Below are 20,779 nucleotides of genomic sequence, written 5' to 3' on the forward strand. Positions count from 1 at the left end.
GTGTGGTCTTCAGGGCAACACTAGCCGCCCACGGGGCATTCCCGGCCCGCCGCATCGGCGGCGGGCCGGGCGGCACTCACTTGGAGAGCCGCGCGAGCCAGAGCGCCTCGGCCACGACGGCCCGCTTGAAGTCGTCGATGTGCAGCGACTCGTTGGCCGAGTGCGCCCGCGTGTCCGGGTCCTCCACGCCCGTGATGAGGAGGGTGGCCTCCGGGAAGACCTCGGCGAGGTCCGCGGTGAACGGGATGGAGCCGCCCATGCCGATCGCCCGGGGCTCGACGCCCCAGGCGTCCTCCAGGGCGGCCATCATCGCGGCCGCGGCGGGGGCCGCGGTGTCCGTCGTGAACGGCTGACCGAACTCCCCCGCGGTGACCGTGATCTCCGCGCCGAGCACCGCCGCAGACTGCGCCTCCAGGTGGGTGCGCAGCGCCTCGAAGGCCTCCGCGGGGTCCATGCCGGGGCCCAGGCGCAGCGAGAACTTGGCGCGCGCCGCGGGCTGGATCGTGTTCGAGGACTCCGCGACGGAGGGCGCGTCGATCCCGATGATGCTCAGCGCGGGCGCGTTCCACAGCCGGTCTGCGACCGAACCGCGGCCGGCCAGGGTCACCCCGTCCAGCACGCCCGCGTCCGCACGGAAGACGTCCTTGGGGTAGTCCAGCCCCGCGGTCTGACGCGGCTCGAGGCCGGGCACGGCGACCGCACCGTCCGCGTCGTGGAGCGTGGCGATCAGCCGCGAGAGCAGGACGACGGCGTCCAGGACCGGCCCGCCGAACATGCCGGAGTGCACGGCGTGGTCGAGCACCCGGACGGTCACCGTGCCGTCCACCAGCCCGCGCAGGGACGTGGTCAGCGCGGGCTCCCCCACGGCCCAGTTGGACGAGTCCGCGACGACGATCGCGTCGGCGTCGAGGCGCGCCCGGTGCTTCTCCAGGAAGGTGCGGAAGGTGGGCGAGCCGGCCTCCTCCTCGCCCTCGATGAAGACGCGGACGCCGACGCCGGCGTCGGGCAGGACGTCCCGCAGGGCGGCGAGGGCGGCGAGGTGGACCATGATGCCGGCCTTGTCGTCGGCGGCGCCGCGGCCATACAGCCGCCCGCCGCGCTCGGTGGCCACGAGCGGCGGGGTGTCCCAGAGGTCCTCGTCCCCGATCGGCTGCACGTCATGATGGGCATACAACAAGACAGTGGGCTTGTCTGAGGCGCCGGGCTTCTCGCCGATCACCGCCGGCCCGCCGGGCCGGCCGTCGTCGCGGGTCTCGGTCACGATCTCCACATGCTGCAGGCCCGCCTCGCGCAGCAGGCCCGCGACGGCCTCGGCGGACCGCTCGAGCTGGGTGCGGTCCGCGGAGTCCCAGGCGGTGCCCGGGATCGCCACGAGGTCGGTGAGGGTCTGGAGGGTCGTCGGGAAGCGGGCCTCGACGGCCTCACGGACGACCGAGACGAGGGCCGCGTCCTGCGGCGCACGGGAGGTGATGTCAGTCATGACGGCCAGCGTAGACGGCCGCCGGGCCGAAAGCCGCGCCTCCGGGCGGGCCGGATGCGCCCCACCACTAGACTGGACGGGTGTTCAAGCGAGACAAGACCCCCGAGACCGCGCCCACCCCTTCGACTCACGGCTCCTCCGCCGCGCCCGCCGAGGACGCCGCCGTGGCCGAGGCCGGGCCGCGCGACCGCTCGCAGGGCAAGAAGGGCCCGACTCCGCGGCGCCGCGACCAGGAGGCCGCGCGCCGGCGCACCCTGGTCCCCGAAGATCGCAAGGCGGCCCGCAAGGCCGAGCGTCAGGCGATGGCCCAGGAGCGGATGCGCCAGCGCGCCGCGCTGGAGACCGGGGACGAGCGCGGTCTCCCGGCGCGCGACAAGGGACCGCAGAAGCGCTGGGTCCGTGACTACGTGGACGCACGCACCGGCATCGGCGAGTGGCTCATGCCCGTCGTCTTCGCCTACGTCCTGCTCATGTTCATCCCCGGCCGCGAGGCGCAGCTGATCCTGATGATCAGCCTGTACGTGCTCGTGGCCCTCGTGCTCATCGAGAGCTTCCTGGTCAGCCGGCACATCAAGAAGGGCCTCACGGAGCGCTTCGGCACGCCGGAGCCCGGGACCGGCTTCTACGGCATCATGCGCGCGCTGCAGTTCCGCCGCCTGCGTCTGCCCAAGCCCCAGGTCAAGCGGGGCGAGTACCCCGCCTGACACGACACCGCGCGACGGCCCGGACCCCGGTGGGTCCGGGCCGTCGCGTCACCGGCGAGCGGACCGTCAGCCCCGCAGGGGTCGGGCCAGTCCGGCGGTGATCCGGCCTGCCCAGAACGGCCCCTCGTAGAGGAACGCGGTGTAGCCCTGGACGAGGTCCGCGCCCGCGTCGAGCCGGGCCTGGACGTCGTCGGCGTCCGTCACCCCGCCCACGCTGACGACGGCGGCGCCCGCGGGCAGCGCCGCCCGCAGGACGTCCAGCACCCGCCTCGACCGCTCCTGCAGCGGGGCGCCGGACAGGCCGCCCGCGCCCAGGGCGTCCACGTCGGCACGCGGGGTGCGCAGACCCTCGCGGGAGACGGTCGTGTTGGTCGCGATGACGCCGTCGAGCCCGAGGCGCTCGGCGAGCGCCCCGACGGCGCGCACGTCGTCGTCCGACAGGTCCGGGGCGATCTTCACGGTCAGTGGCACCCGCCGGCCCGGGACTGCACGGTCGGCCTCCTCGCGCACGGCCGTGAGGATCGGCTCCAGCGCGTCGATCTCCTGCAGCTGGCGCAGCCCCGGGGTGTTCGGGGAGGACACGTTGACCGTCAGGTAGTCGGCGTGGGGCGCGAGCAGGCGGGTCGAGGCCCGGTAGTCGTCCGCCGCGTCCTCGAGCGGGACCACCTTGGTCTTGCCGATGTTGACGCCCAAAACCGGCCGGGCCGGACCGAATCGGCGCTCCAGGGTCTGCCGGGTCCGCGCCAGGCGGGGGGCGACGGCCGCCGCGCCGTCGTTGTTGAAGCCCATGCGGTTGACCAGCGCCCGGTCGTCCACGAGACGGAACAGTCGGGGCTGCGGGTTGCCGGGCTGCGGCTGCGCCGTGATCGTGCCGACCTCGATGTGGCCGAACCCGAGGTCGGCCAGGGCGGCGGTCCCCCGGCCGTCCTTGTCGAACCCCGCGGCCAGGCCGAAGGGCGTCGGGAACCGCAGGCCCATGACCGTGCGCGCGAGCATCGGGTCCGGACGGAAGGCGGCGCGCAGGGCGGCGGACGCCCCGGTCCGCTCGGCCAGCCGAATCGCGTCGAAGCCCCGATGGTGCGCCTGCTCCGCGTCCATGCCACCGAACACGGCACGGAAGAAGGGCGGGTACAGGCGAGGCGCACGGGAGGTCAGGAGGCCGTCGACGGCGGACTTGGGATCAGGCAGCTGCATGCCCCCATCCTCGCACGGGCCTCCCGCCCGCCCGGGGTCCTCCTAGAGTGGTCGGATGGCCCGTGACCCGATCCAGCCGCCACCCCCGGACCGACCCGCCCCGCACGGCGCACCCGCCGGCGGACCGACGGAGGAGGGCACCCGCCCGTTCCTCGACGATCCGCCGGGCCTGGGCTGGGTCCCGGACGGGCTGCCGGGCTTCGAACGATGCACGCTCGGCCTCGACACCGATGAACAAGGACAGAACCTTGTCACAGTGGTGCGTCCGCGCACCGACGCCGCCCGTGACCCGGCCCGGCGGCCCATCCTCTCAGTGCACGGCTGGAGCGACTACTTCTACAACGCCCCGCTGGCCCACGCGTTCGAGACCGCCGGCTACGCGTTCCACGCCGTCGACCTGCGCCACTACGGCCGCTCGCTGCGCGCGGGGCAGACGCCCGGCTGGACGGACGACCTGGCCCGCTACGACGCGGACCTCGAGGCCGCGTTCGAGACCATCGCCCGGGACCACCCGCTGCCGCCCATCCTCATGGGGCACTCCACCGGCGGGCTGATCGCCGCGCTGTGGGCGGACCGGAATCCCGGCCGCCTCGCCGCGCTCGTGCTCAACAGCCCGTGGCTGGAGATGCAGGGCAGCGCGGGGGTGCGCCTGCTGGCGAAGTCCATCGTGGGGCCCGTCTCCGCCATGAAGCCCTACGCCATGCTCACGCTGCCGCGCATCGACCACTACTGGCGCACCCTCTCGGACCAGGCCGAGGGCGAATGGGACCTGCACCCGCTCTGGCGCCCCCCGCACGCGTTCGAGGTGCCGGCCGCCTGGCTGAGCGCGGTCCTCTCGGGGCACCGGGCCGTGGCCGGGCGGCTCGACGTCTCCGTGCCGATCCTCGTGCTCGTCTCCGCGCGTGGGCATCGGGGCACGTCCTACGGCGAGGCGATGCTGACCTCGGACATCGTCCTGGACCCCGACGCCATGGCCCGCCGCTCCCTGCGGCTCGGCGACCGGGTGACCGTCCACCGGCTCCCCGACGCGCTGCACGACGTGTTCGCCTCCCCCGCGTCGGTGCGCGAGGCGGCCGGTGCCGCGACGCTCACGTGGCTGGGAGCCTACGCGCCGCCGTCGGCGTCCGAGGCCGAGTCCGGCGCGCCGGACGACGGCGCCGGCTGAGGGGTGTCCACGGCGCCGCCGTAGCGGCGGTCCCGTCGGGCGTAGGTCTCGACGGCGGCCCACAGGGTCCGCCGGTCGACGTCCGGCCACAGCACGTCCAGGAACAGCAGCTCCGCGTAGGCGGACTGCCACAGCAGATAGTTGGACAGGCGCTGCTCCCCCGAGGTCCGCAGGAACAGGTCCACGTCCGGGACGACGTCGACGTCCTGACCCGTGCGGAAACCGCGGTCGAGGTAGCGGGTGATGACGTCCTCGCTGATCTCGCCCGGCCGCATCCGGCCGGCCCGGACCTCTTCGGCGATCGCCTGGACGCCGTCCAGGATCTCGGCCCGGCTGCCGTAGTTCACGCACATGTGCAGCGTGGTCCCGGTGTTGTGGCGCGTGAGCTCCTCGGCCTCCTGCAGCTCCCGGATCACGGGGGTCCAGAGGCGCGGGGCCCGCCCGTTCCACCGGATCCGCACGTTCCACGAGTGCAGGGTGTCCCGCTGCCGGCGCAGCACGTCCCGGGAGAAGCCCATGAGGAAGCGCACCTCCTCCGCCGAGCGCCGCCAGTTCTCCGTGGAGAACGCATACGCGGACACGTGGCCGATCCCCAGCTCCACCGCCCCGGCGACGACGTCCAGCAGGGCCGCCTCGCCGGCCCGGTGGCCCTCGGTGCGGGGCAGGCCGCGCTGGTTGGCCCACCGACCGTTGCCGTCCATCACGATCGCCACGTGCCGGGGCACGAAACGCGGATCGATCCGCGGGGCGACCGCACCCGAGGGGTGCGGCGGCGGGGGCTGCGGGGCACGGTCGGCGCTCATGGTCTCCTCTCGACGCGCGGGGCGGGGAGGCCGAGGTCCTGGTCCAGGACGGACAGGGACACCAGGCGCCGCTCGGCGTGGAACTGCAGGTACGCCGCCACGATACCGGCCGCCTCTCGGCGGGCGGGGCCCCCGGAGGCGTCCGCGGTGGCCCAGTCCCCCGCTGCAAGGGCCGAGAGCAGATCGAAGGTCTCCGGGGCCGGGTGCGCGGCACCGGGTGGCCTGCACTCCGGGCAGACGGCCCCGCCGAGGCCCACGTGCAGCGCCGTGTGCGGGCCGGGGGCGCCGCAGCGGGCGCACCGGTCGAAGGTGGGGGCCCAGCCGGCCTGGGCGAGCGCGCGCAGCAGGAACGAGTGCAGGATCAGCCGCGGGTCGTGCGCGCCACGGGCCAGCGCGGCCAGCGCGCCGTGGAACAGGCGGTACTGGGCGCGCCGGCCGTCGTCGTCGACCGCGGGGACCCGCTCGACGGCCTCGGCGAGGGCGCCGGCGACGGTGTAGGCGTCGTAGTCGGCGGCCAGCATCGTCGCGTACGGGTGCAGCAGCTGCGCCTGGCTCACGGTGTGCAGCTCGCCCCGGCCGCGTGCGAGCTGGAGCGTGGAGTGCATGAACGGCTCCACCACCGAGCCCAGCCGGGAGGATGTCTTGCGCACCCCCTTGGCCACGGCCCGGACCAGGCCGTGCTCGGGGGTGAGCGCCTCGACGATGCGATCGGCCTCCCCCAGACGGTGGGTGCGCAGCACGATGGCCTCGGTGCGGAATGAGTTCGCCGCGTAGCCGCCGTGCCGCGCACCCCGCCGGGAGGAGCCGGAGCCGCTCACGCGCGCAGGGCGCGGTTCACCGCGGACACCACGGCCTTCAGCGAGGCGGTGGTGGTGTTGTGGTCCAGGCCGACGCCCCAGAGGACGCGGTCGCCCACGGCCGCCTCCACGTAGGCGGCGGCCATGGCCGCGCCGCCCTCGGACAGTGCGTGCTCCGAGTAGTCGAGCACGCGGACGTCCATGCCCTCCTCACCGAGGATGCGCAGGAACGCGTCGATCGGGCCGTTGCCCTGCGCCGTGCGGGTCTGCGTGACGCCGTCGACCTCGAGCTCGGCCTCCATCCGGAACGCGCCGTCCTCGCCGGAGGCCGAGGAGACCGAGCGGAGCCGGTAGTGGCCCCACTGCGCCTCCGCCGCGTCGGCGGGCAGGTACTCGTCCTGGAACACGCGCCACAGGTCGGCGCCGGAGACCTCGCCGCCCTGGGCGTCGGCCAGATCCTGGATGACGTGGGAGAACTCGATCTGCGCGCGGCGCGGCAGGTCCAGGTTGTGCTCGGACTTGAGCAGGTAGGCGACGCCGCCCTTGCCGGACTGCGAGTTCACGCGGATGACGGCTTCGTACGAGCGGCCGATGTCCTTCGGGTCGATGGGCAGGTACGGCACGGCCCACGGGATGCCGTCCACGTCCGTGCCGGCCGCCTTCGCGTCGACCTCCATGGCCTCGAAGCCCTTCTTGATGGCGTCCTGGTGGGAGCCGGAGAAGGCCGTGAAGACGAGGTCGCCGCCCCACGGCGAGCGCTCGGGCACGGCCAGCTGGTTGCAGTACTCGACCGTGCGCTTGATGTGGTCCATGTCGGAGAAGTCGATCATGGGGTCGACGCCCTGCGAGTACAGGTTCATGCCCAGCGTCACCAGGTCGACGTTGCCGGTGCGCTCGCCGTTGCCGAACAGGCATCCCTCGATGCGGTCCGCCCCGGCCAGGTAGCCCAGCTCGGCGGCGGCCACGCCCGTGCCGCGGTCGTTGTGCGGGTGCAGGGAGAGGATGAGCGAGTCGCGGTGCTCCAGGTTGCGGTGCATCCACTCGATCGAGTCGGCGTACACGTTCGGGGTGGACATCTCCACCGTCGCCGGCAGGTTCAGGATCATCTTGCGGTCGGTGGAGGCCTCCAGGACCGTGGCCACCTCGTCCGAGATGCGCCGGGCGAACTCGAGCTCGGTGCCCGTGTAGGACTCGGGCGAGTACTCGTAGGTGATCTGCGTGCCCTTGAGCTGCTCCTCGAACTTCTTCACCAGGCGCGCGCCGGAGGTCGCGATGTCCACGATCCCGTCCTCGTCCTGCCGGAACACCACGCGGCGCTGCAGCACCGACGTCGAGTTGTACAGGTGCACGATGGCCCGGTCGGCGCCCTCGAGCGCCTCGAAGGTGCGCTCGATCAGGTGCTCACGGGACTGGGTGAGGACCTGGATGGTGACGTCGTCCGGGATGTGGTCGCCCTCGATGAGCTGGCGGACGAAGTCGTAGTCGGTCTGCGAGGCGGACGGGAAGCCGACCTCGATCTCCTTGAAGCCCATGCCGACGAGCAGCTGGAACATGCGCAGCTTGCGCTCGGGGCCCATGGGGTCGATCAGGGCCTGGTTGCCGTCGCGCAGGTCCACGGCGCACCACAGCGGCGCCTTCTCGATGACCTTGTCCGGCCAGGTGCGGTCCGGCAGGGCGACCTCGATCTGGTCCTGGAACGGGACGTACTTGTGGAACTTCATCCCCGACGACTTCTGCAGGTGGGCGCTCATGCGTGTTCTCCCTCGACGTGCGCGCGGCGGGCGCGCGAAAGGTGGATGGTCGGTGGCCGGGCCGGGAGGTCAGAGGCTCCGCACGGGGTGTCCGGTCCGGTGGGAGGCGTCCTGCCTCCGCATGCGCTCAGGCGGCGTGGATCGCGGCCTGGCACGGGGACCCCGTGCGGCCGGGAAGTAGCAGGCGGGCCGTGGCCGGCGCTGTCGTCGCGAGGCGGGGGGACATGCCCCCGACCCTAGCACCGAGGTGGGCCGGGCCACAGGAGGCCGTCCCCGTGTGACGCACGACGACGGCGGCCCGCTCCGGCGCGCGCGCCGGGCCGGGGCCTCGGGCTCAGAAGCCGAGTCGGCCGAGCTGCTTGGGGTCGCGCTGCCACTCCTTGGCGACCTTGACCCGCAGGTCCAGGTGCACCTTGGTGCCGAGCATGCGCTCGATGCCCGCCCGCGCCTGCGCGCCGATCTCGCGCAGCCGGGAGCCGCCCTTGCCGATGATGATGCCCTTCTGGCTGTCCCGCTCGACGAAGACGTTCGCCCACACGTCCATCAGGGGCCGGTCCGCGGGGCGGTCCTCGCGCAGGGACATCTCCTCGACCACCACGGCCACCGAGTGCGGCAGCTCGTCGCGCACGCCCTCCAGGGCCGCCTCCCGGATGAGCTCGGCGACCATGATCGCCTCCGGCTCGTCCGTGAGCTCGCCGTCGGGGTACAGGGGCGGCCCGGCCGGCAGCAGGCCCGCGAAGACGCCCAGGACGTCGTCGACCTGGCGGCCGGCCACCGCCGAGACCGGCACGACGGCCGCGAAGCCCTCCCCGCCGTTCTCCGGCCCGAGGACCTCGTCGCCCAGCGCGGTCACGGCCACGAGCTGCGCCATGAGCTGCTCCGGACCCACCTTGTCCGTCTTGGTGACCACGGCGACCACCGGGGTGCGGTGCAGGTACGAGAGCTGCTGGGCGATGAACCGGTCGCCGGGGCCGATCGCCTCGTCGGCCGGCAGGCACATGCCCACGGCGTCGACCTCGTTGAGCGTCTCCGCCACGAGGTCGTTGAGGCGCTCGCCGAGCAGGGTGCGGGGCCGGTGCAGGCCCGGGGTGTCCACGAGCACGAGCTGGAAGTCCTCGCGGTGGACGATCCCGCGGATGGTGTGGCGCGTGGTCTGGGGTTTGGAGGAGGTGATCGCCACCTTCTCCCCCACCAGCGCGTTGGTGAGCGTGGACTTGCCGGCGTTCGGCCGGCCCACGAGCGAGACGAAGCCGGAACGGAAGCCGTCCGCGGCGCGGGCCGGATCGACGAGATCGGTCATGGGGTCATCCTTGTCAGGCGGGGCGTGGGGTGGGGCGGCCGGCTCAGGCCACGGGGTCGGCGGGCTCGGCGCCGTAGGCCTGCTCCTCACGCCGGCGCAGCCGCACCGGGCGGTCGGGGGTCTCGGAGACGCGCAGGCGCGCGACCCGGTTGCGGCGGGGCTCGAGGGTGTCCGCGACGAGCTCGATCCCCTGGACCACGACGCGCGAACCCTGGATCGGGACGCGGCCGAGCTCCTTGGCGAGGAGGCCGCCGACCGTGTCAACGTCGTCGTCCTCGTCCTCCTCCGGCAGCTCGAACTCCTCCCGGAAGTCGTGGATGCCCATGCGCGCGTCGACGGAGTAGACGCCGGGCGCGACGAACTCCACCTCGGGGCGGTCCGGGTGGTCGTCCTCGTCGTAGATCTCGCCGACGATCTCCTCGATGAGGTCCTCGAGCGTCACGAGCCCCGCCGTGCCGCCGTACTCGTCCACCACCACGGCCACGTGGGTGGACTCGCGCTGCAGCTCCTGCAGGAGGGTCGCCACGGACTTCGACTCGGGGACGAAGCGGACGTCGCGCATGACCTCGGTGACGGGGGTGTCGGTCGCGGCGCCGTCGTGGTGCAGGGCGCGGGTGACGTCCTTGAGGTGCAGCATGCCCCGGATGTCGTCGGCGTCCTCGCCGATCACCGGGATGCGGGAGTTGCCGGAGCGCAGGAACAGGGCCATGGCCTGGCCGAGCGTGTGGTCGGCGTCGATCGTGACGACGTCGGTGCGCGGCACCATGACGGAGCGGACGATGGTGTCGTTCATGGAGAACACCGACTGGATCAGCTCCGCCTCGGAGTCGGCGAGCACGTCCGCGTCGTGGGCGCGGGCGACGAACTCGCGCAGGTGGCGCTCCTGGAAGTCGTCCTCGTCCTCCGGCTCGACCTCGCGACGGCGCCGGTCCCGGTCCAGGCGGGCGGCGAGCGGGCCCAGGGCTCGGCGGAGCACCCACACCAGACCGCCGAGGCGGCGGGCGACGGCGGCCTCGTTGCGGGAGCCGATCGGCCGCGGGCTCCAGACGCCCAGCAGGGCGGCCACGCCCACGAGCACGACCGCGGCGATCGCCACGGCGAGCCACGTGTCGTCCACCACCGCGTCGGCGGCCGCGGTCAGGCAGACGGCCGACAGGGCCTCGGCCACGAACCGCCAGACCCGCAGGGCCCCGAGGTGGCTCTCCCGCTCGCGGGCGATCTCCAGTGCCTTGGAGCCGGGCTGCTCGCGGACGATGTCCTCCGCGTCCCGCCGGGAGAGGTAGGAGAACGCGGACTCGGCCAGGGACAGCGTCCAGGTCAGGCCGAGGAAGACCAGGAAGAGGGCGAAGAGGAGGGCGGGCGTCAGCATGGGCGGTGCCCTCAGTCCTCGACGGTGGGGGCCGGGGCGGGCCGGCCGAGGACCTCGGACACGAGCCGATCCTGGAGGCCGAACATCTCCTCGCGGTCGGCGTCCTCGAGATGGTCGTACCCCAGCAGGTGGAGCATGCCGTGGGTGAGCAGCAGAAGCAGCTCGTCGTCTCGGGAGTGCCCGCCGCGCGCGGCCTGCTCGGCGGCGACCTCGGGGCAGAGCACGACGTCCCCGAGCACGCCCTCGGCCGGCGCCTCGGGCGAGCCGGGGGTCAGCTCGTCCATGGGCAGGCTCATCACGTCGGTGGGCCCGGGCAGGTCCATCCACTCCTCGTGCAGCTCGGCCATGCGTGCGGCGTCCACGACGGTCACGGCCGTCTCGGCGCGCTCGTGGACGTGCAGGCGCGTGTAGACGTGCCGGGCCATGCGCAGCAGCGCGTCCTCGGGGACCTCGATCCCCGACTCGTTCAGGATCTCAACGGCCACGGCGGGCCCCTCCTCGCTTCTGGGACCGCTCCGCGGGTCCGCGGGCGGCGTCGTAGGCGTCCACGATGGCGCTCACCAGCGAGTGCCGGACCACGTCCGAGGAGTCGAAGCGGACCACCTCCAGGCCCTCGATCCCCTCGAGCACCTCGACGGCCTGGGCCAGGCCGGACTGGGTGCCGCGCGGCAGGTCCACCTGCGAGGTGTCACCCGTGACGACCATGCGCGCACCGAAGCCGAGTCGGGTCAGGAACATCTTCATCTGCTCGCCGGTGGTGTTCTGGGCCTCGTCGAGGATCACGAACGCGTCGTTCAGGGTGCGGCCGCGCATGTACGCCAGCGGGGCGACCTCGATGGTCCCGGCCTCCATGAGCCGCGGGATCGACTCGGGCTCGATCATGTCGTGCAGCGCGTCGTACAGGGGACGCAGGTACGGGTCGATCTTCTCGGAGAGCCCACCGGGCAGGAAGCCGAGCCGCTCGCCGGCCTCGACGGCCGGGCGGGTGAGGATGATCCGGTTGACCTCCTTGGCCTGCAGCGCCTGCACGGCCTTGGCCATGGCCAGGTAGGTCTTGCCGGTGCCGGCCGGGCCGACGCCGAAGACGACGGTGGAGCGGTCGATCGCCTCCACGTAGTCCTGCTGGTGCAGGGTCTTCGCGCGGATGCGGCGACCCCGGCCCGAGAGGATCGAGTCCAGGTGCAGCTGACCCGCGCCGCGCCCGGTGGCGGCTCCGCGGACGTGGTGGACGACCTGGCCCATCACCTCGGGGGTGACCGCCTGGTCGCGGCGGGCGATCGAGCGCAGGTCCTCGACGACGCGCCGCACCGTGGCCACGTCGGCCACCGGCCCGGCCAGGTCCAGCCGCTGGTCGCGGACCGTGACGTCCACGGTGGGGAACACGCCGCCGAGGATCCGCAGCAGGGCGTCCTGCGGTCCGAGGGTGCGGACCATGAGGTCGGCGGATTCGAACGCGACGCCCTCGTGCGCAGTGGCGGGCGGGGTCGGGGTCGTGGGGGGCACGGTCACGATGGGGCGGATCACCTCGGGGTCGCGGGGGCGGGACATCGAATCCAGTCTAGGCGTCGGTGCGCGGTCCTGCCGGGGCTCACCAGCGGCCGAGCCGGTGCTGGAGCACGGCGAGGGCGGCGGGGCCGGCCGTGGAGGCGCGCAGCACGTGCGGGCCGAGCCGCACCGGCACGGCCCCCGCGGCCACGCAGGCCTCGAGCTCGGCCGGGCCGATCCCGCCCTCGGGGCCCACGACGACGGCGATCTCGGCGGCCGCGGAGAGTCGTTCCGTCGGCACCGCGGACACCCCGTGCTCCGCGTCCTCGTGCAGCACGAGGACGAGCCGGCCGCCGTCGTCGTCCCGGACCAGCCCGGCGACCGCCGTCCCGGAGACGTGGTCCCGGACCGCGGGCACCCGGGCGCGACGCGCCTGCTTGGCGGCCGCGCGGGCCGTGTCCGCCCACTTCTGGCGGGCCTTGGCGGCCTTGGGGCCCTTCCAGCGGACGATCGAGCGTTCGGCCTCCCAGGGCACCACGGCGTCCACGCCGAGCTCGACGGCGGCCTGGACCGCCATGAGGTCCCGATCGCCCTTGGCGAGGGCCTGGACGAGCACGAGCGCCGGGGTGGGTGCCGGCTCCTCCGCCACCGCGTCCAGCCGCACGGACACCCCGTCCGGGGCGGCCGCGAGCACGGTGCCGTGGCCGAGCGTGCCCGACCCGTCGGCCAGGATCACGGCCTCCCCGGGGGCCAGGCGCATGGCCGCGGCGGCGTGGCGGGCCTCGGGGCCACCGAAGACGACCTCCACGCCGGCGCTCGCGCCGGCCAGGGCGCCCGGCTCGAGGTGGAACAGGGGGGCGGTCACAGGTTCCTCAGGTTCTCCCGCAGCCGGGCGAACATGCCCCTGGCCTGGGGTGCGCCGTGCACGACCTCCTCGCCGCGCACCTCGGCCAGGCGCTCCAGGAGCTGGCGCTGCTCGTCGTCCAGGTCGGTGGGCGTGGTGACCACCACGTCCACCTTGAGGTCACCACGGCCCTGCCCGCGCAGGCGGCCGACGCCCAGGCCCTGGAGGACCTCGACGTGGCCGGACTGCACGCCCGGGTCCAGGCTGACGGACTGCTTGCCGTCCAGGGTGTCCAGCGTGACGGTGGTCCCCAGGGCCGCGGCGGCCATGGGGACGGTCACGGTGGTGGCCAGGTGGTCGCCCTCGCGGCGGAAGGTCTCGTCCGGGCGGACCGCGATCTCCACGTAGAGGTCGCCGTTCGGGCCGCCGCCCGGGCCGGCCTCGCCGCGGCCGGCGAGGTGGATGCGGGTGCCGTCGTCCACGCCCGCGGGGATGCGCAGGGTCAGCGGCGTCCGGGTGCGGACGCGGCCCTGCCCGTCGCACTCGTGGCAGGGCGTCGGGATGACGGTGCCGAACCCCTGGCAGGCGGGGCAGGCCTCGGTGGCCATGACGGTGCCCAGCAGCGATCGCACGGGGCGCTGGATCATGCCGTGGCCGTGGCAGGTCTGGCAGGTCTCCGGCTGGGTGCCGGGCTCGCAGCATGAGCCCTCGCACCGCTCGCAGCGCACGGCCGTGTCCAGCTCAATGGTCTGCTCGCCGCCGAAGACGGCGTCGCGCAGGTCGATCCGCGCGGTCACCAGGGCGTCCTGGCCGCGGCGGGCGCGGCTGGCGGGGCCGCCGCGGCCGCCCTGGCCGGCGGCGTTCATGAAGGTCTCGAAGATGTCGGCGAAGCCCCCGAAGCCGCCCGCCCCGCCGAAGCCGCCCGGGAAGCCGGCCTGGCCGTTCTCATTGCCCGTCGTGTCGTAGGCCCGACGCCGGCCCTCGTCCGAGAGCACCTCGTAGGCGTGGGAGATGCGCTTGAACTGCTCGGCCGCCTCCGGGTCGGGGTTGACGTCCGGGTGGTGGGTGCGCGCGAGCTTGCGGTAGGCGCGGCGGATCTCCTCGGTGCTGGCGTCACGGCTGACGCCGAGCGTCTCGTAGTGGTCGGTCACGGTGGGGATTCCTCTCGGGGCGAGCGGGACGTGGGGCGGTGCGGGACGGGGCCCGCCAGGACGCGCGGAGGCGCGTCAGGTGGTCAGGATGCGGGAGAGATAGCGGGCGATCGCCCGGACGGCGGCCATGGTGCCCGGATAGTCCATCCGGGTCGGGCCGATGACGCCGAGCTTCGCCACGGCGCCGGGGCCGTAGGCGGCCGCGACCACCGAGGTGTCCGCGAGCGATCCGGCGTTCTCGGACCCGATCCGCACGGACACCCCGTGGGCGTCCTGCTCCATCTCCGTGAGCAGGCGCAGCAGCACCACCTGCTCCTCGAGCGCCTCCAGGATCGGCCCGATGGACGCGCCGAAGTCCCCCGGGGAGCGGGCCAGGTTGGCGGTGCCGGCCAGGACGATGCGGTCCTGCCGGCCGGCCTCGAGCAGGTCGTGGACGGCCGCGGCCACGAGGGCGGCGGACTGCCGGTGCTCCGGGCGGACCCGGGTGACGACGTCGTCCACCACGGTGGCCGCCGACACCGGACCGAGCCCCAGCAGGGCGTCCAGCAGGAGGCCGCGGAGCACGGACAGCTCCGCCTCGTCGACCGGCCGGTCCAGCACGGCGTGCCGCTGGTCCACCCGTCCCGTGGACAGGATGAGGACCACGAGCACCCGCGTGGGCGTGAGGGAGACCAGTTCGAGGTGGCGGATCGTGGAGCCGTCCTCGTGGGGGAACTGCGCGACGGCGACCTGCTGGGTCAGCTGGGCCAGGAGGCGCACCGTGGACTCCATCATGTGCTCGGTGTCCGTCTCCGGGTCCAGCAGGGTCCGCACGGCCCGGCGCTCCGCCGGGGACAGCGGCTTCACCTCGGAGAGGCGGTCGACGAACACGCGGTAGCCCTTGTCCGTGGGGACGCGCCCGGCGGAGGTGTGCGGGGCCACGATGAGGCCCTCCTCCTCGAGCGCAGCCATGTCGTTGCGCACGGTCGCGGAGGACACGCCCAGGGCGTGCCGTTCCACGAGCGCCTTGGAGCCCACGGGCTCGCGCAGCGCCACGTAGTCCTCCACGATCGCCTGGAGCACCTGCAGGCGGCGGGGCTGCTCCGACATCTCGGTCCTCCTCTGGTCCGTCGGGATCCGGGGCGACCCCGGAGGTGCCCCTGACTGGCACTCCGGCGGGTCAAGTGCCAATGCTACCGTCCGACCCGGGGGACGGCCCGACCGGTCCGCACGGCTTCGCTCACGGTGATCGCCCGCCCCGTTGCTACCGTGATCTCCCATGGACTGGAGCAGCTGGGGCCCCGCGGGCCACGACGACCTGACGCGCCGCCCCACCCGGACCGTCCCCGATGTGCCCGCCGCCCCCGGCACGGTGGTCGAGGACGTGGCCTCCGGGTTCACCGGGGCCGTGATCGGCATCGAGCGCTCCGGCGGCGTGCACGTGGTGGTCCTGGAGGACCGCCGCGGCGTGCGCCGCGGCTTCCCCCTCGGCGGCGGCTTCTGGATCGACGGCGAGCCCGTGACCCTGGTCCCCCCGGCCGCCGCGGCCCCGGCGGCGCCGGCCCGCACCGCCTCCGGCTCGCGACGGGTCGAGGGGGCGCGCGCCCGCACCGCCCGCGCCTCACGCATCTGGGTGGAGGGCGTGCACGACGCCGAGCTGGTGGAGAAGGTGTGGGGCGAGGATCTGCGTCTCGAGGGCATCGTCGTGGAGCCCCTGCACGGGGTGGACGACCTCGCCGGGGCGATCCGCACGTTCGCCCCCGGCCCGCGGCGCCGGCTCGGGATCCTCATGGACCACCTCGTCACCGGGTCCAAGGAGGAGCGCCTCGCGGCCGAGGCCATGCGCGTGCCAGGGGCCGCGGGCAACGTGCTCATCCTCGGCCACCCCTACGTGGACGTCTGGCAGGTCATCAAGCCCTCCGTCCTCGGCATCCCCGCGTGGCCCGTCGTGCCGAAGGGGCAGGACTGGAAGACGGGGATCCTGCGGGGACTGGGCTGGCCGCACGGGAGCAAGGAGGCCACGGGGCTGGGGTGGAAGCGGCTGCTCTCCCACGTCACCACGTACGCGGACCTCGAGCCGTCCCTGCTGGGCCGCGTGGAGGAGCTCATCGACTTCCTCACCGCCGCACCCGAGCACTGATCTCGGCGCGGCCACCGCCCGCCCGCGCTATGCTGGCCCATGCCCTGCGCCCGGTCCCCGGCGCGCGGGTCCCGCGATCCAGGAGGAGCCCCTCGTGAACACCCGCGCGCAGCCCGACGCCGGCCGCACCGGCCACGACCCGCCCGCCTGGCTCGTCTCGGCCGGCGGCCGCGGCGCCCCGCTCACGGCGAAGCAGGACCGTGACCGCGCGGCGCTGGCCCACCTCAGTCTGGCGTTCGGCGTGCTCGGCCCCCTGGTCGTGTGGCTGCTCTACCGCGACCGCGGCCCGTTCACCTCGCAGGAGTCGCGGGAGGCCCTGAACTTCTCCGGGCCGCCCACGCTCATCACGCTCCTGTTCTTCTTCCTGTCCCTGCTGCCGGTGGTCGGCCCGATCTTCGCGATCCTCGGCGCGCTCACGTGGGCCGCCATGGCGGTCTACGGCGTGATGGGCGCCTCGCACGTGTCCAAGGGCCGTCCGTTCCGGTACCCGTTCAACCTGCGCATCCTGCGCTGACCCGGGGCCGGCCGGTCAGAAGCCGGCCAGAGCCCGGACGATCGCGTCGTTGCGCAGCCGCCCCTCGAGCGTCGGGACGATGCTGCCGTTGACGGCGGCACGCCCGTCCAGCAGGCCCGCGGCGATGAGTTCGGCGATCGCCCCGCGGATCCGTGCGGCCTCCCCCGGCGTCTCCGAGACGAGCTCCGCGGTCGGGAGCCCGTCCACCGTGCGCACCGCGAGCATGATGCGCTCGAGTCGCCGCGCGTCGGCGTCGGGCCGCTCGCGGCCCACGGCGGGGGTGACCCCCGTGGCCAGCCGCTGCGCGTAGGCGGCGGGGTGCTTGGCGTTCCAGAACCGGACGCCGGCGAGGTGCGAGTGCGCGCCCGGGCCGATCCCCCACCAGTCCTGGTCCTCCCAGTACGCCACGTTGTGCCGCGCGCGGTGGACCCCGGACCCCTGCGGGTCCCGCGCCCAGTTGGACACCTCGTACCAGCGGTAGCCGGCGGCGCTGAGCAGCTCCTCGGCGAGCAGGTACTTGTCCGCCTGGTCGTCGGGATCCACGTCCGCCACCTCGCCGCGGGCCACCTGGGCCCCGAGCTTGGTGCCCTCCTCCACGATCAGCGAGTACGCGCTCACGTGGTCCGGGGCCAGGGCGACGGCGGCCTCGAGCGTGGCCCGCCAGTCGGCGAGGGACTCTCCCGCGGTCCCGTAGATCAGGTCCAGGGACACCTCCAGGCCGGCCTCCCGGGCCGCGGCGACGGCGGCGGGGACGGACTCGGGCCGATGGGTGCGCTCGAGCGTGGCGAGCACGTGCGGCACCGCCGACTGCATGCCCAGGGAGAGGCGGGTGAAGCCGCCGGCCGCGAGCTCACGGGCGTACTCCGGGGTGATGGTGTCCGGGTTGGCCTCGGTGGTGACCTCCGCGCCGGGCGCGATCCCGAACCGGTCCACCGCCGCCTGGAGGATGCGCACGAGGTCCGCGGCCGGCAGGAGCGTGGGCGTGCCGCCGCCGAAGAACACCGTGTGCAGCGGGCGGGCTGGCACGTCCGAGGACGCGAGCACGTCCGCGGCGAAGTCCAGCTCCGTGACCGCCGACTCCCAGTAGTCGCCACGACCCGCGCCGGGGCCGAGGTCGACGGCCGTGTACGTGTTGAAGTCGCAGTAGCCGCAGCGCACGGTGCAGAACGGCACGTGGACGTACAGGCTGAAGGTGCGCGCCGCGCCGTCGCCGGCGGCCGCGCGCACCCGCTGCCCGACGTCGGCCGGCAGCCGGCCGTCGTCGGGGACGGGCTCGCCGAGGGGCAGGGCGGGCACTTACTTCTTCGCCGCCTGGTCGGCGCCGGCGCCGTCCGAGGACAGGGCGGCGATGAAGGCCTCCTGCGGGACCTCGACCCGGCCGACCATCTTCATGCGCTTCTTGCCCTCCTTCTGCTTCTCGAGCAGCTTGCGCTTGCGGGAGATGTCGCCGCCGTAGCACTTGGAGAGCACGTCCTTGCGGATCGCGCGGATGTTCTCGCGGGCGATGATGCGCGAGCCGATGGCGGCCTGGATCGGCACCTCGTACTGCTGGCGCGGGATCAGCTCCTTGAGCTTGCCCGTCATCATCACGCCGTACGCATAGGCGTTGTCCTTGTGGGTGATGGAGGAGAACGCGTCCACCTGTTCGCCCTGGAGCAGGATGTCCACCTTGACGAGGTCGGCCGCCTGGTCGCCGTCGGCCTTCCAGTCCAGCGAGGCGTACCCCTTGGTGCGGGACTTGAGCTGGTCGAAGAAGTCGAACACGATCTCGGCCAGCGGGATCCAGTAGCGGATCTCCACCCGTTCCTCGGAGAGGTAGTCCATGCCCTTGAGGTTGCCGCGCTTGGCCTGGCACAGCTCCATGACGGCGCCGATGAACTCGGCCGGCACGATGATCGTGGCCGAGGCCATGGGCTCGCGCACCTCGAGGATCTTGCCCTCGGGGAACTCGGAGGGGTTGGTCACGGTGACGACCTCACGGTCCTCCCGGGTGACCTCGTAGACCACGTTGGGCGCGGTGGAGATGAGGTCGAGGTCGAACTCGCGCTCGAGGCGCTCGCGCACGATCTCCAGATGCAGCAGACCGAGGAAGCCGACGCGGAAGCCGAAGCCCAGCGCGACCGAGGTCTCGGGCTCGTAGACGAGCGCGGCGTCGTTGAGCTTGAGCTTGTCCAGGGCGTCACGCAGCACGGGATAGTCCGAGCCGTCGATGGGGTAGAGGCCTGAGAACACCATGGGCTTGGGGTCCTCGTAGCCACCCAGGGACTGCTCGGCCGGGTGGGCGTGGTTGGTGACCGTGTCGCCCACCTTGGACTGCCGCACGTCCTTCACGCCGGTGATGAGGTAGCCCACCTCGCCCGCGGCCAGGCCCTTCGTGGGCACGGGCTCCGGGGAGGAGACGCCGATCTCGAGGAGCTCGTAGGTGGTGCCCGTGGACATCATGCGGACCTTCTCCCGCGGGGAGAGCCGGCCGTCCACGACGCGCACGTACGTGACGACGCCCCGGTAGGTGTCGTACACGGAGTCGAAGATCATCGCGCGGGCCGGGGCGTCCGCGTCCCCCTCCGGGCCGGGGATGGCGCGGACCACGCGGTCCAGCAGCTCCTCGACGCCGACGCCCGTCTTGCCGGAGACGCGCAGCACGTCCTCGGGCTCGCAGCCGATCAGGGAGGCCAGCTCGGCCGCGTAGCGGTCCGGATCCGCGGCGGGCAGGTCGATCTTGTTGAGCACGGGGATGATCTCCAGCTCGTGCTCCATGGCGAGGTAGAGGTTCGCCAGGGTCTGGGCCTCGATGCCCTGGGCGGCGTCCACCAGCAGGATCGCGCCCTCGCACGCGGCCAGCGAGCGGGAGACCTCATAGGTGAAGTCCACGTGCCCGGGGGTGTCGATCATGTTCAGGGCGTAGTCCACCCCGTCCACGGACCAGGGCATGCGCACGGCCTGGGACTTGATGGTGATGCCGCGCTCACGCTCGATGTCCATGCGGTCCAGGTACTGGGCCTTCATGTCGCGGGGCTGCACGACGCCGGTGGCCTGCAGCATGCGGTCCGCCAGCGTGGACTTGCCGTGGTCGATGTGGGCGATGATGCAGAAGTTGCGGATCACCGAGGGGTCGGTGGCAGCGGGCACCGGGGGGTTCGACGCCAGGGGCGACACGGGCACTTCCTCTACGGGTGACGGGGACGGGACTCTGACCGCCTAGTCTCTCATGTCCCGCCGCCGACCCGACCCGGACGCCGGGCCCGCGCGTCCACTAGATTCACGCCCATGGCCTTCGACCTGCATCGCGCCCTGTCCCTCGGCCGCCGGACGGCACGCCTGATCGGCGCCCTCCGCGACGACGCCCGGCCGCGTCGAGCCGCCTCCGAGGCCGGTCGACGGGCCGGCGACCGGAGCGGCCCGTCACCCTTCCCGGGCCCGCCCGGGCCTCCCGGGCCCGCGTGGGACCCCACGGAGCCCACCGACTCGTGGCCGATGCCCGGGCCCGGGCAGGAGCGCCGGCCCCGGCGACAGGACACCGGCCGCCACGCGTCCCTGCCGGACTTCACCGGGACCGTCCGCGTCGAGTACGCGCCCGTGCCCGGGCCGACGGCCGGGCCGGGAGAGGTCGTGTGGACCTGGGTGCCGTACGAGGAGATGGACGGCCGGGGCAAGGACCGCCCCGTGCTCCTGATCGGCCGGGACGGGGCGCACCTGCTCGGGCTCATGCTGACCAGCCGGGACCGGAACAACGCCCTGGCCCGGGACGAGGACTACGTGGACGTGGGCGCGGGCGCCTGGGACCGGTCCGGCCGCGCCTCGGAGGCGAAGCTGGACCGGGTGGTCCGCGTGGATCCGGCCGCGGTGCGCCGGGAGGGCGGCGTCCTGGACCGGGCGGCCTTCGACCGGGTCACGGCCGCGCTGGCCCGCGCCCGGCGGCGGGGGCGCTGAGTCCGCCGCGCGGATCGCAGGGTCTGGGTGGTAGGATCGTCCGCATTGTGTCCGCCGGTCGACGGGCACCCCCGGAACGGGTCATCATCGGTGTTCCCCACGCCGCTCAGTCCACGGATCCGGGCACCCTCCACGACCCCCTGTTCATGCGGCGCCCGGACCCTCGTCCGCGC

Annotated in this window: 19 protein-coding genes; 5 read left to right on the forward strand and 14 right to left on the reverse strand. The window is 73.7% G+C overall.

Going from position 1 to position 20,779, the window contains the following annotated elements; genetic code table 11:
* Window positions 1-76 precede the first annotated feature (76 nt).
* Window positions 77-1,480, reverse strand: a complete 1,404-nt coding sequence (locus AC3RKA_RS05955) for a dipeptidase (protein WP_489726983.1) — start codon at window positions 1,478-1,480, stop codon at window positions 77-79.
* 80 nt (window positions 1,481-1,560) lie between these two features.
* On the opposite strand from AC3RKA_RS05955, the gene AC3RKA_RS05960 reads away from it, so the two are divergent.
* Window positions 1,561-2,184 carry a DUF3043 domain-containing protein gene (locus tag AC3RKA_RS05960; RefSeq protein ID WP_145031650.1) on the forward strand — a complete coding sequence of 208 codons (624 nt, stop codon included), beginning with the start codon at window positions 1,561-1,563 and terminating at the stop codon, window positions 2,182-2,184.
* A 66-nt stretch (window positions 2,185-2,250) separates the two neighbouring features.
* Here AC3RKA_RS05960 and AC3RKA_RS05965 read toward each other — a convergent pair whose 3' ends face one another.
* Window positions 2,251-3,378: a quinone-dependent dihydroorotate dehydrogenase gene (locus tag AC3RKA_RS05965; protein WP_144823990.1), complete on the reverse strand. Its 1,128-nt coding sequence runs from the start codon at window positions 3,376-3,378 to the stop codon at window positions 2,251-2,253.
* A 55-nt stretch (window positions 3,379-3,433) separates the two neighbouring features.
* Between AC3RKA_RS05965 and AC3RKA_RS05970 the strand changes: the two genes are divergently transcribed.
* Window positions 3,434-4,543, forward strand: a complete 1,110-nt coding sequence (locus AC3RKA_RS05970) for an alpha/beta hydrolase (protein ID WP_144786539.1) — start codon at window positions 3,434-3,436, stop codon at window positions 4,541-4,543.
* On the opposite strand, the gene AC3RKA_RS05975 is transcribed toward AC3RKA_RS05970, so the two are convergent.
* From AC3RKA_RS05975 to hrcA, 10 genes are all read right to left on the reverse strand, one after another.
* Complete coding sequence (locus AC3RKA_RS05975; RefSeq protein ID WP_049161858.1) at window positions 4,483-5,346, reverse strand: isoprenyl transferase; 864 nt, start codon at window positions 5,344-5,346, stop codon at window positions 4,483-4,485. The two genes, AC3RKA_RS05970 and AC3RKA_RS05975, sit on opposite strands and share 61 nt — an antisense overlap.
* Entirely contained in the window at window positions 5,343-6,164 is an 822-nt protein-coding gene (gene recO, locus AC3RKA_RS05980; protein WP_065573094.1) for a DNA repair protein RecO, read from the reverse strand. Before recO ends, AC3RKA_RS05975 begins: the two co-directional genes overlap by 4 nt.
* A complete protein-coding gene (gene leuA, locus AC3RKA_RS05985; protein WP_144823988.1) occupies window positions 6,161-7,894 on the reverse strand; it encodes a 2-isopropylmalate synthase in 1,734 nt (577 codons plus the stop codon). The genes recO and leuA overlap by 4 nt, the downstream gene beginning before the upstream one ends.
* Window positions 7,895-8,228: 334 nt before the next feature.
* Window positions 8,229-9,194, reverse strand: coding sequence for a GTPase Era (era, locus tag AC3RKA_RS05990; protein WP_036384707.1), 966 nt, complete (start codon window positions 9,192-9,194; stop codon window positions 8,229-8,231).
* A gap of 43 nt (window positions 9,195-9,237) precedes the next feature.
* Window positions 9,238-10,563 (reverse strand): hemolysin family protein, encoded by a 1,326-nt coding sequence (locus AC3RKA_RS05995; protein ID WP_144823986.1) that lies wholly within the window; start codon window positions 10,561-10,563, stop codon window positions 9,238-9,240.
* An 11-nt stretch (window positions 10,564-10,574) separates the two neighbouring features.
* Window positions 10,575-11,048: an rRNA maturation RNase YbeY gene (ybeY, locus tag AC3RKA_RS06000; protein WP_002853639.1), complete on the reverse strand. Its 474-nt coding sequence runs from the start codon at window positions 11,046-11,048 to the stop codon at window positions 10,575-10,577.
* The gene (locus AC3RKA_RS06005) at window positions 11,038-12,111 is read right to left on the reverse strand and encodes a PhoH family protein (protein WP_060774993.1); all 1,074 of its coding nucleotides are present in this window, start codon (window positions 12,109-12,111) and stop codon (window positions 11,038-11,040) included. The genes ybeY and AC3RKA_RS06005 overlap by 11 nt, the downstream gene beginning before the upstream one ends.
* Window positions 12,112-12,151: 40 nt before the next feature.
* Window positions 12,152-12,913, reverse strand: a complete 762-nt coding sequence (locus AC3RKA_RS06010; RefSeq protein WP_489726984.1) for a 16S rRNA (uracil(1498)-N(3))-methyltransferase — start codon at window positions 12,911-12,913, stop codon at window positions 12,152-12,154.
* The gene (gene dnaJ, locus AC3RKA_RS06015) at window positions 12,910-14,043 is read right to left on the reverse strand and encodes a molecular chaperone DnaJ (protein ID WP_002854676.1); all 1,134 of its coding nucleotides are present in this window, start codon (window positions 14,041-14,043) and stop codon (window positions 12,910-12,912) included. Before dnaJ ends, AC3RKA_RS06010 begins: the two co-directional genes overlap by 4 nt.
* 75 nt (window positions 14,044-14,118) lie before the next feature.
* Window positions 14,119-15,132, reverse strand: a complete 1,014-nt coding sequence (hrcA, locus tag AC3RKA_RS06020) for a heat-inducible transcriptional repressor HrcA (RefSeq protein WP_489726985.1) — start codon at window positions 15,130-15,132, stop codon at window positions 14,119-14,121.
* A gap of 169 nt (window positions 15,133-15,301) precedes the next feature.
* Between hrcA and AC3RKA_RS06025 the strand changes: the two genes are divergently transcribed.
* Both AC3RKA_RS06025 and AC3RKA_RS06030 read left to right on the forward strand, forming a co-directional pair.
* Window positions 15,302-16,162 (forward strand): DUF3097 family protein, encoded by an 861-nt coding sequence (locus AC3RKA_RS06025; RefSeq protein WP_363737659.1) that lies wholly within the window; start codon window positions 15,302-15,304, stop codon window positions 16,160-16,162.
* Between the two features lie 94 nt (window positions 16,163-16,256).
* A complete protein-coding gene (locus tag AC3RKA_RS06030) occupies window positions 16,257-16,676 on the forward strand; it encodes a DUF4870 domain-containing protein (RefSeq protein WP_489726986.1) in 420 nt (139 codons plus the stop codon).
* A 15-nt stretch (window positions 16,677-16,691) separates the two neighbouring features.
* On the opposite strand, the gene hemW is transcribed toward AC3RKA_RS06030, so the two are convergent.
* Both hemW and lepA read right to left on the reverse strand, forming a co-directional pair.
* Window positions 16,692-17,972: a radical SAM family heme chaperone HemW gene (gene hemW / locus AC3RKA_RS06035; protein WP_002854684.1), complete on the reverse strand. Its 1,281-nt coding sequence runs from the start codon at window positions 17,970-17,972 to the stop codon at window positions 16,692-16,694.
* Window positions 17,973-19,832: a translation elongation factor 4 gene (gene lepA / locus AC3RKA_RS06040; RefSeq protein ID WP_002854693.1), complete on the reverse strand. Its 1,860-nt coding sequence runs from the start codon at window positions 19,830-19,832 to the stop codon at window positions 17,973-17,975. It lies immediately after the preceding gene.
* Between the two features lie 111 nt (window positions 19,833-19,943).
* Between lepA and AC3RKA_RS06045 the strand changes: the two genes are divergently transcribed.
* A complete protein-coding gene (locus AC3RKA_RS06045; protein ID WP_002854695.1) occupies window positions 19,944-20,606 on the forward strand; it encodes a type II toxin-antitoxin system PemK/MazF family toxin in 663 nt (220 codons plus the stop codon).
* Window positions 20,607-20,779 lie beyond the last annotated feature (173 nt).

The organism is Micrococcus sp. iso_229 (genome assembly GCF_058072725.1).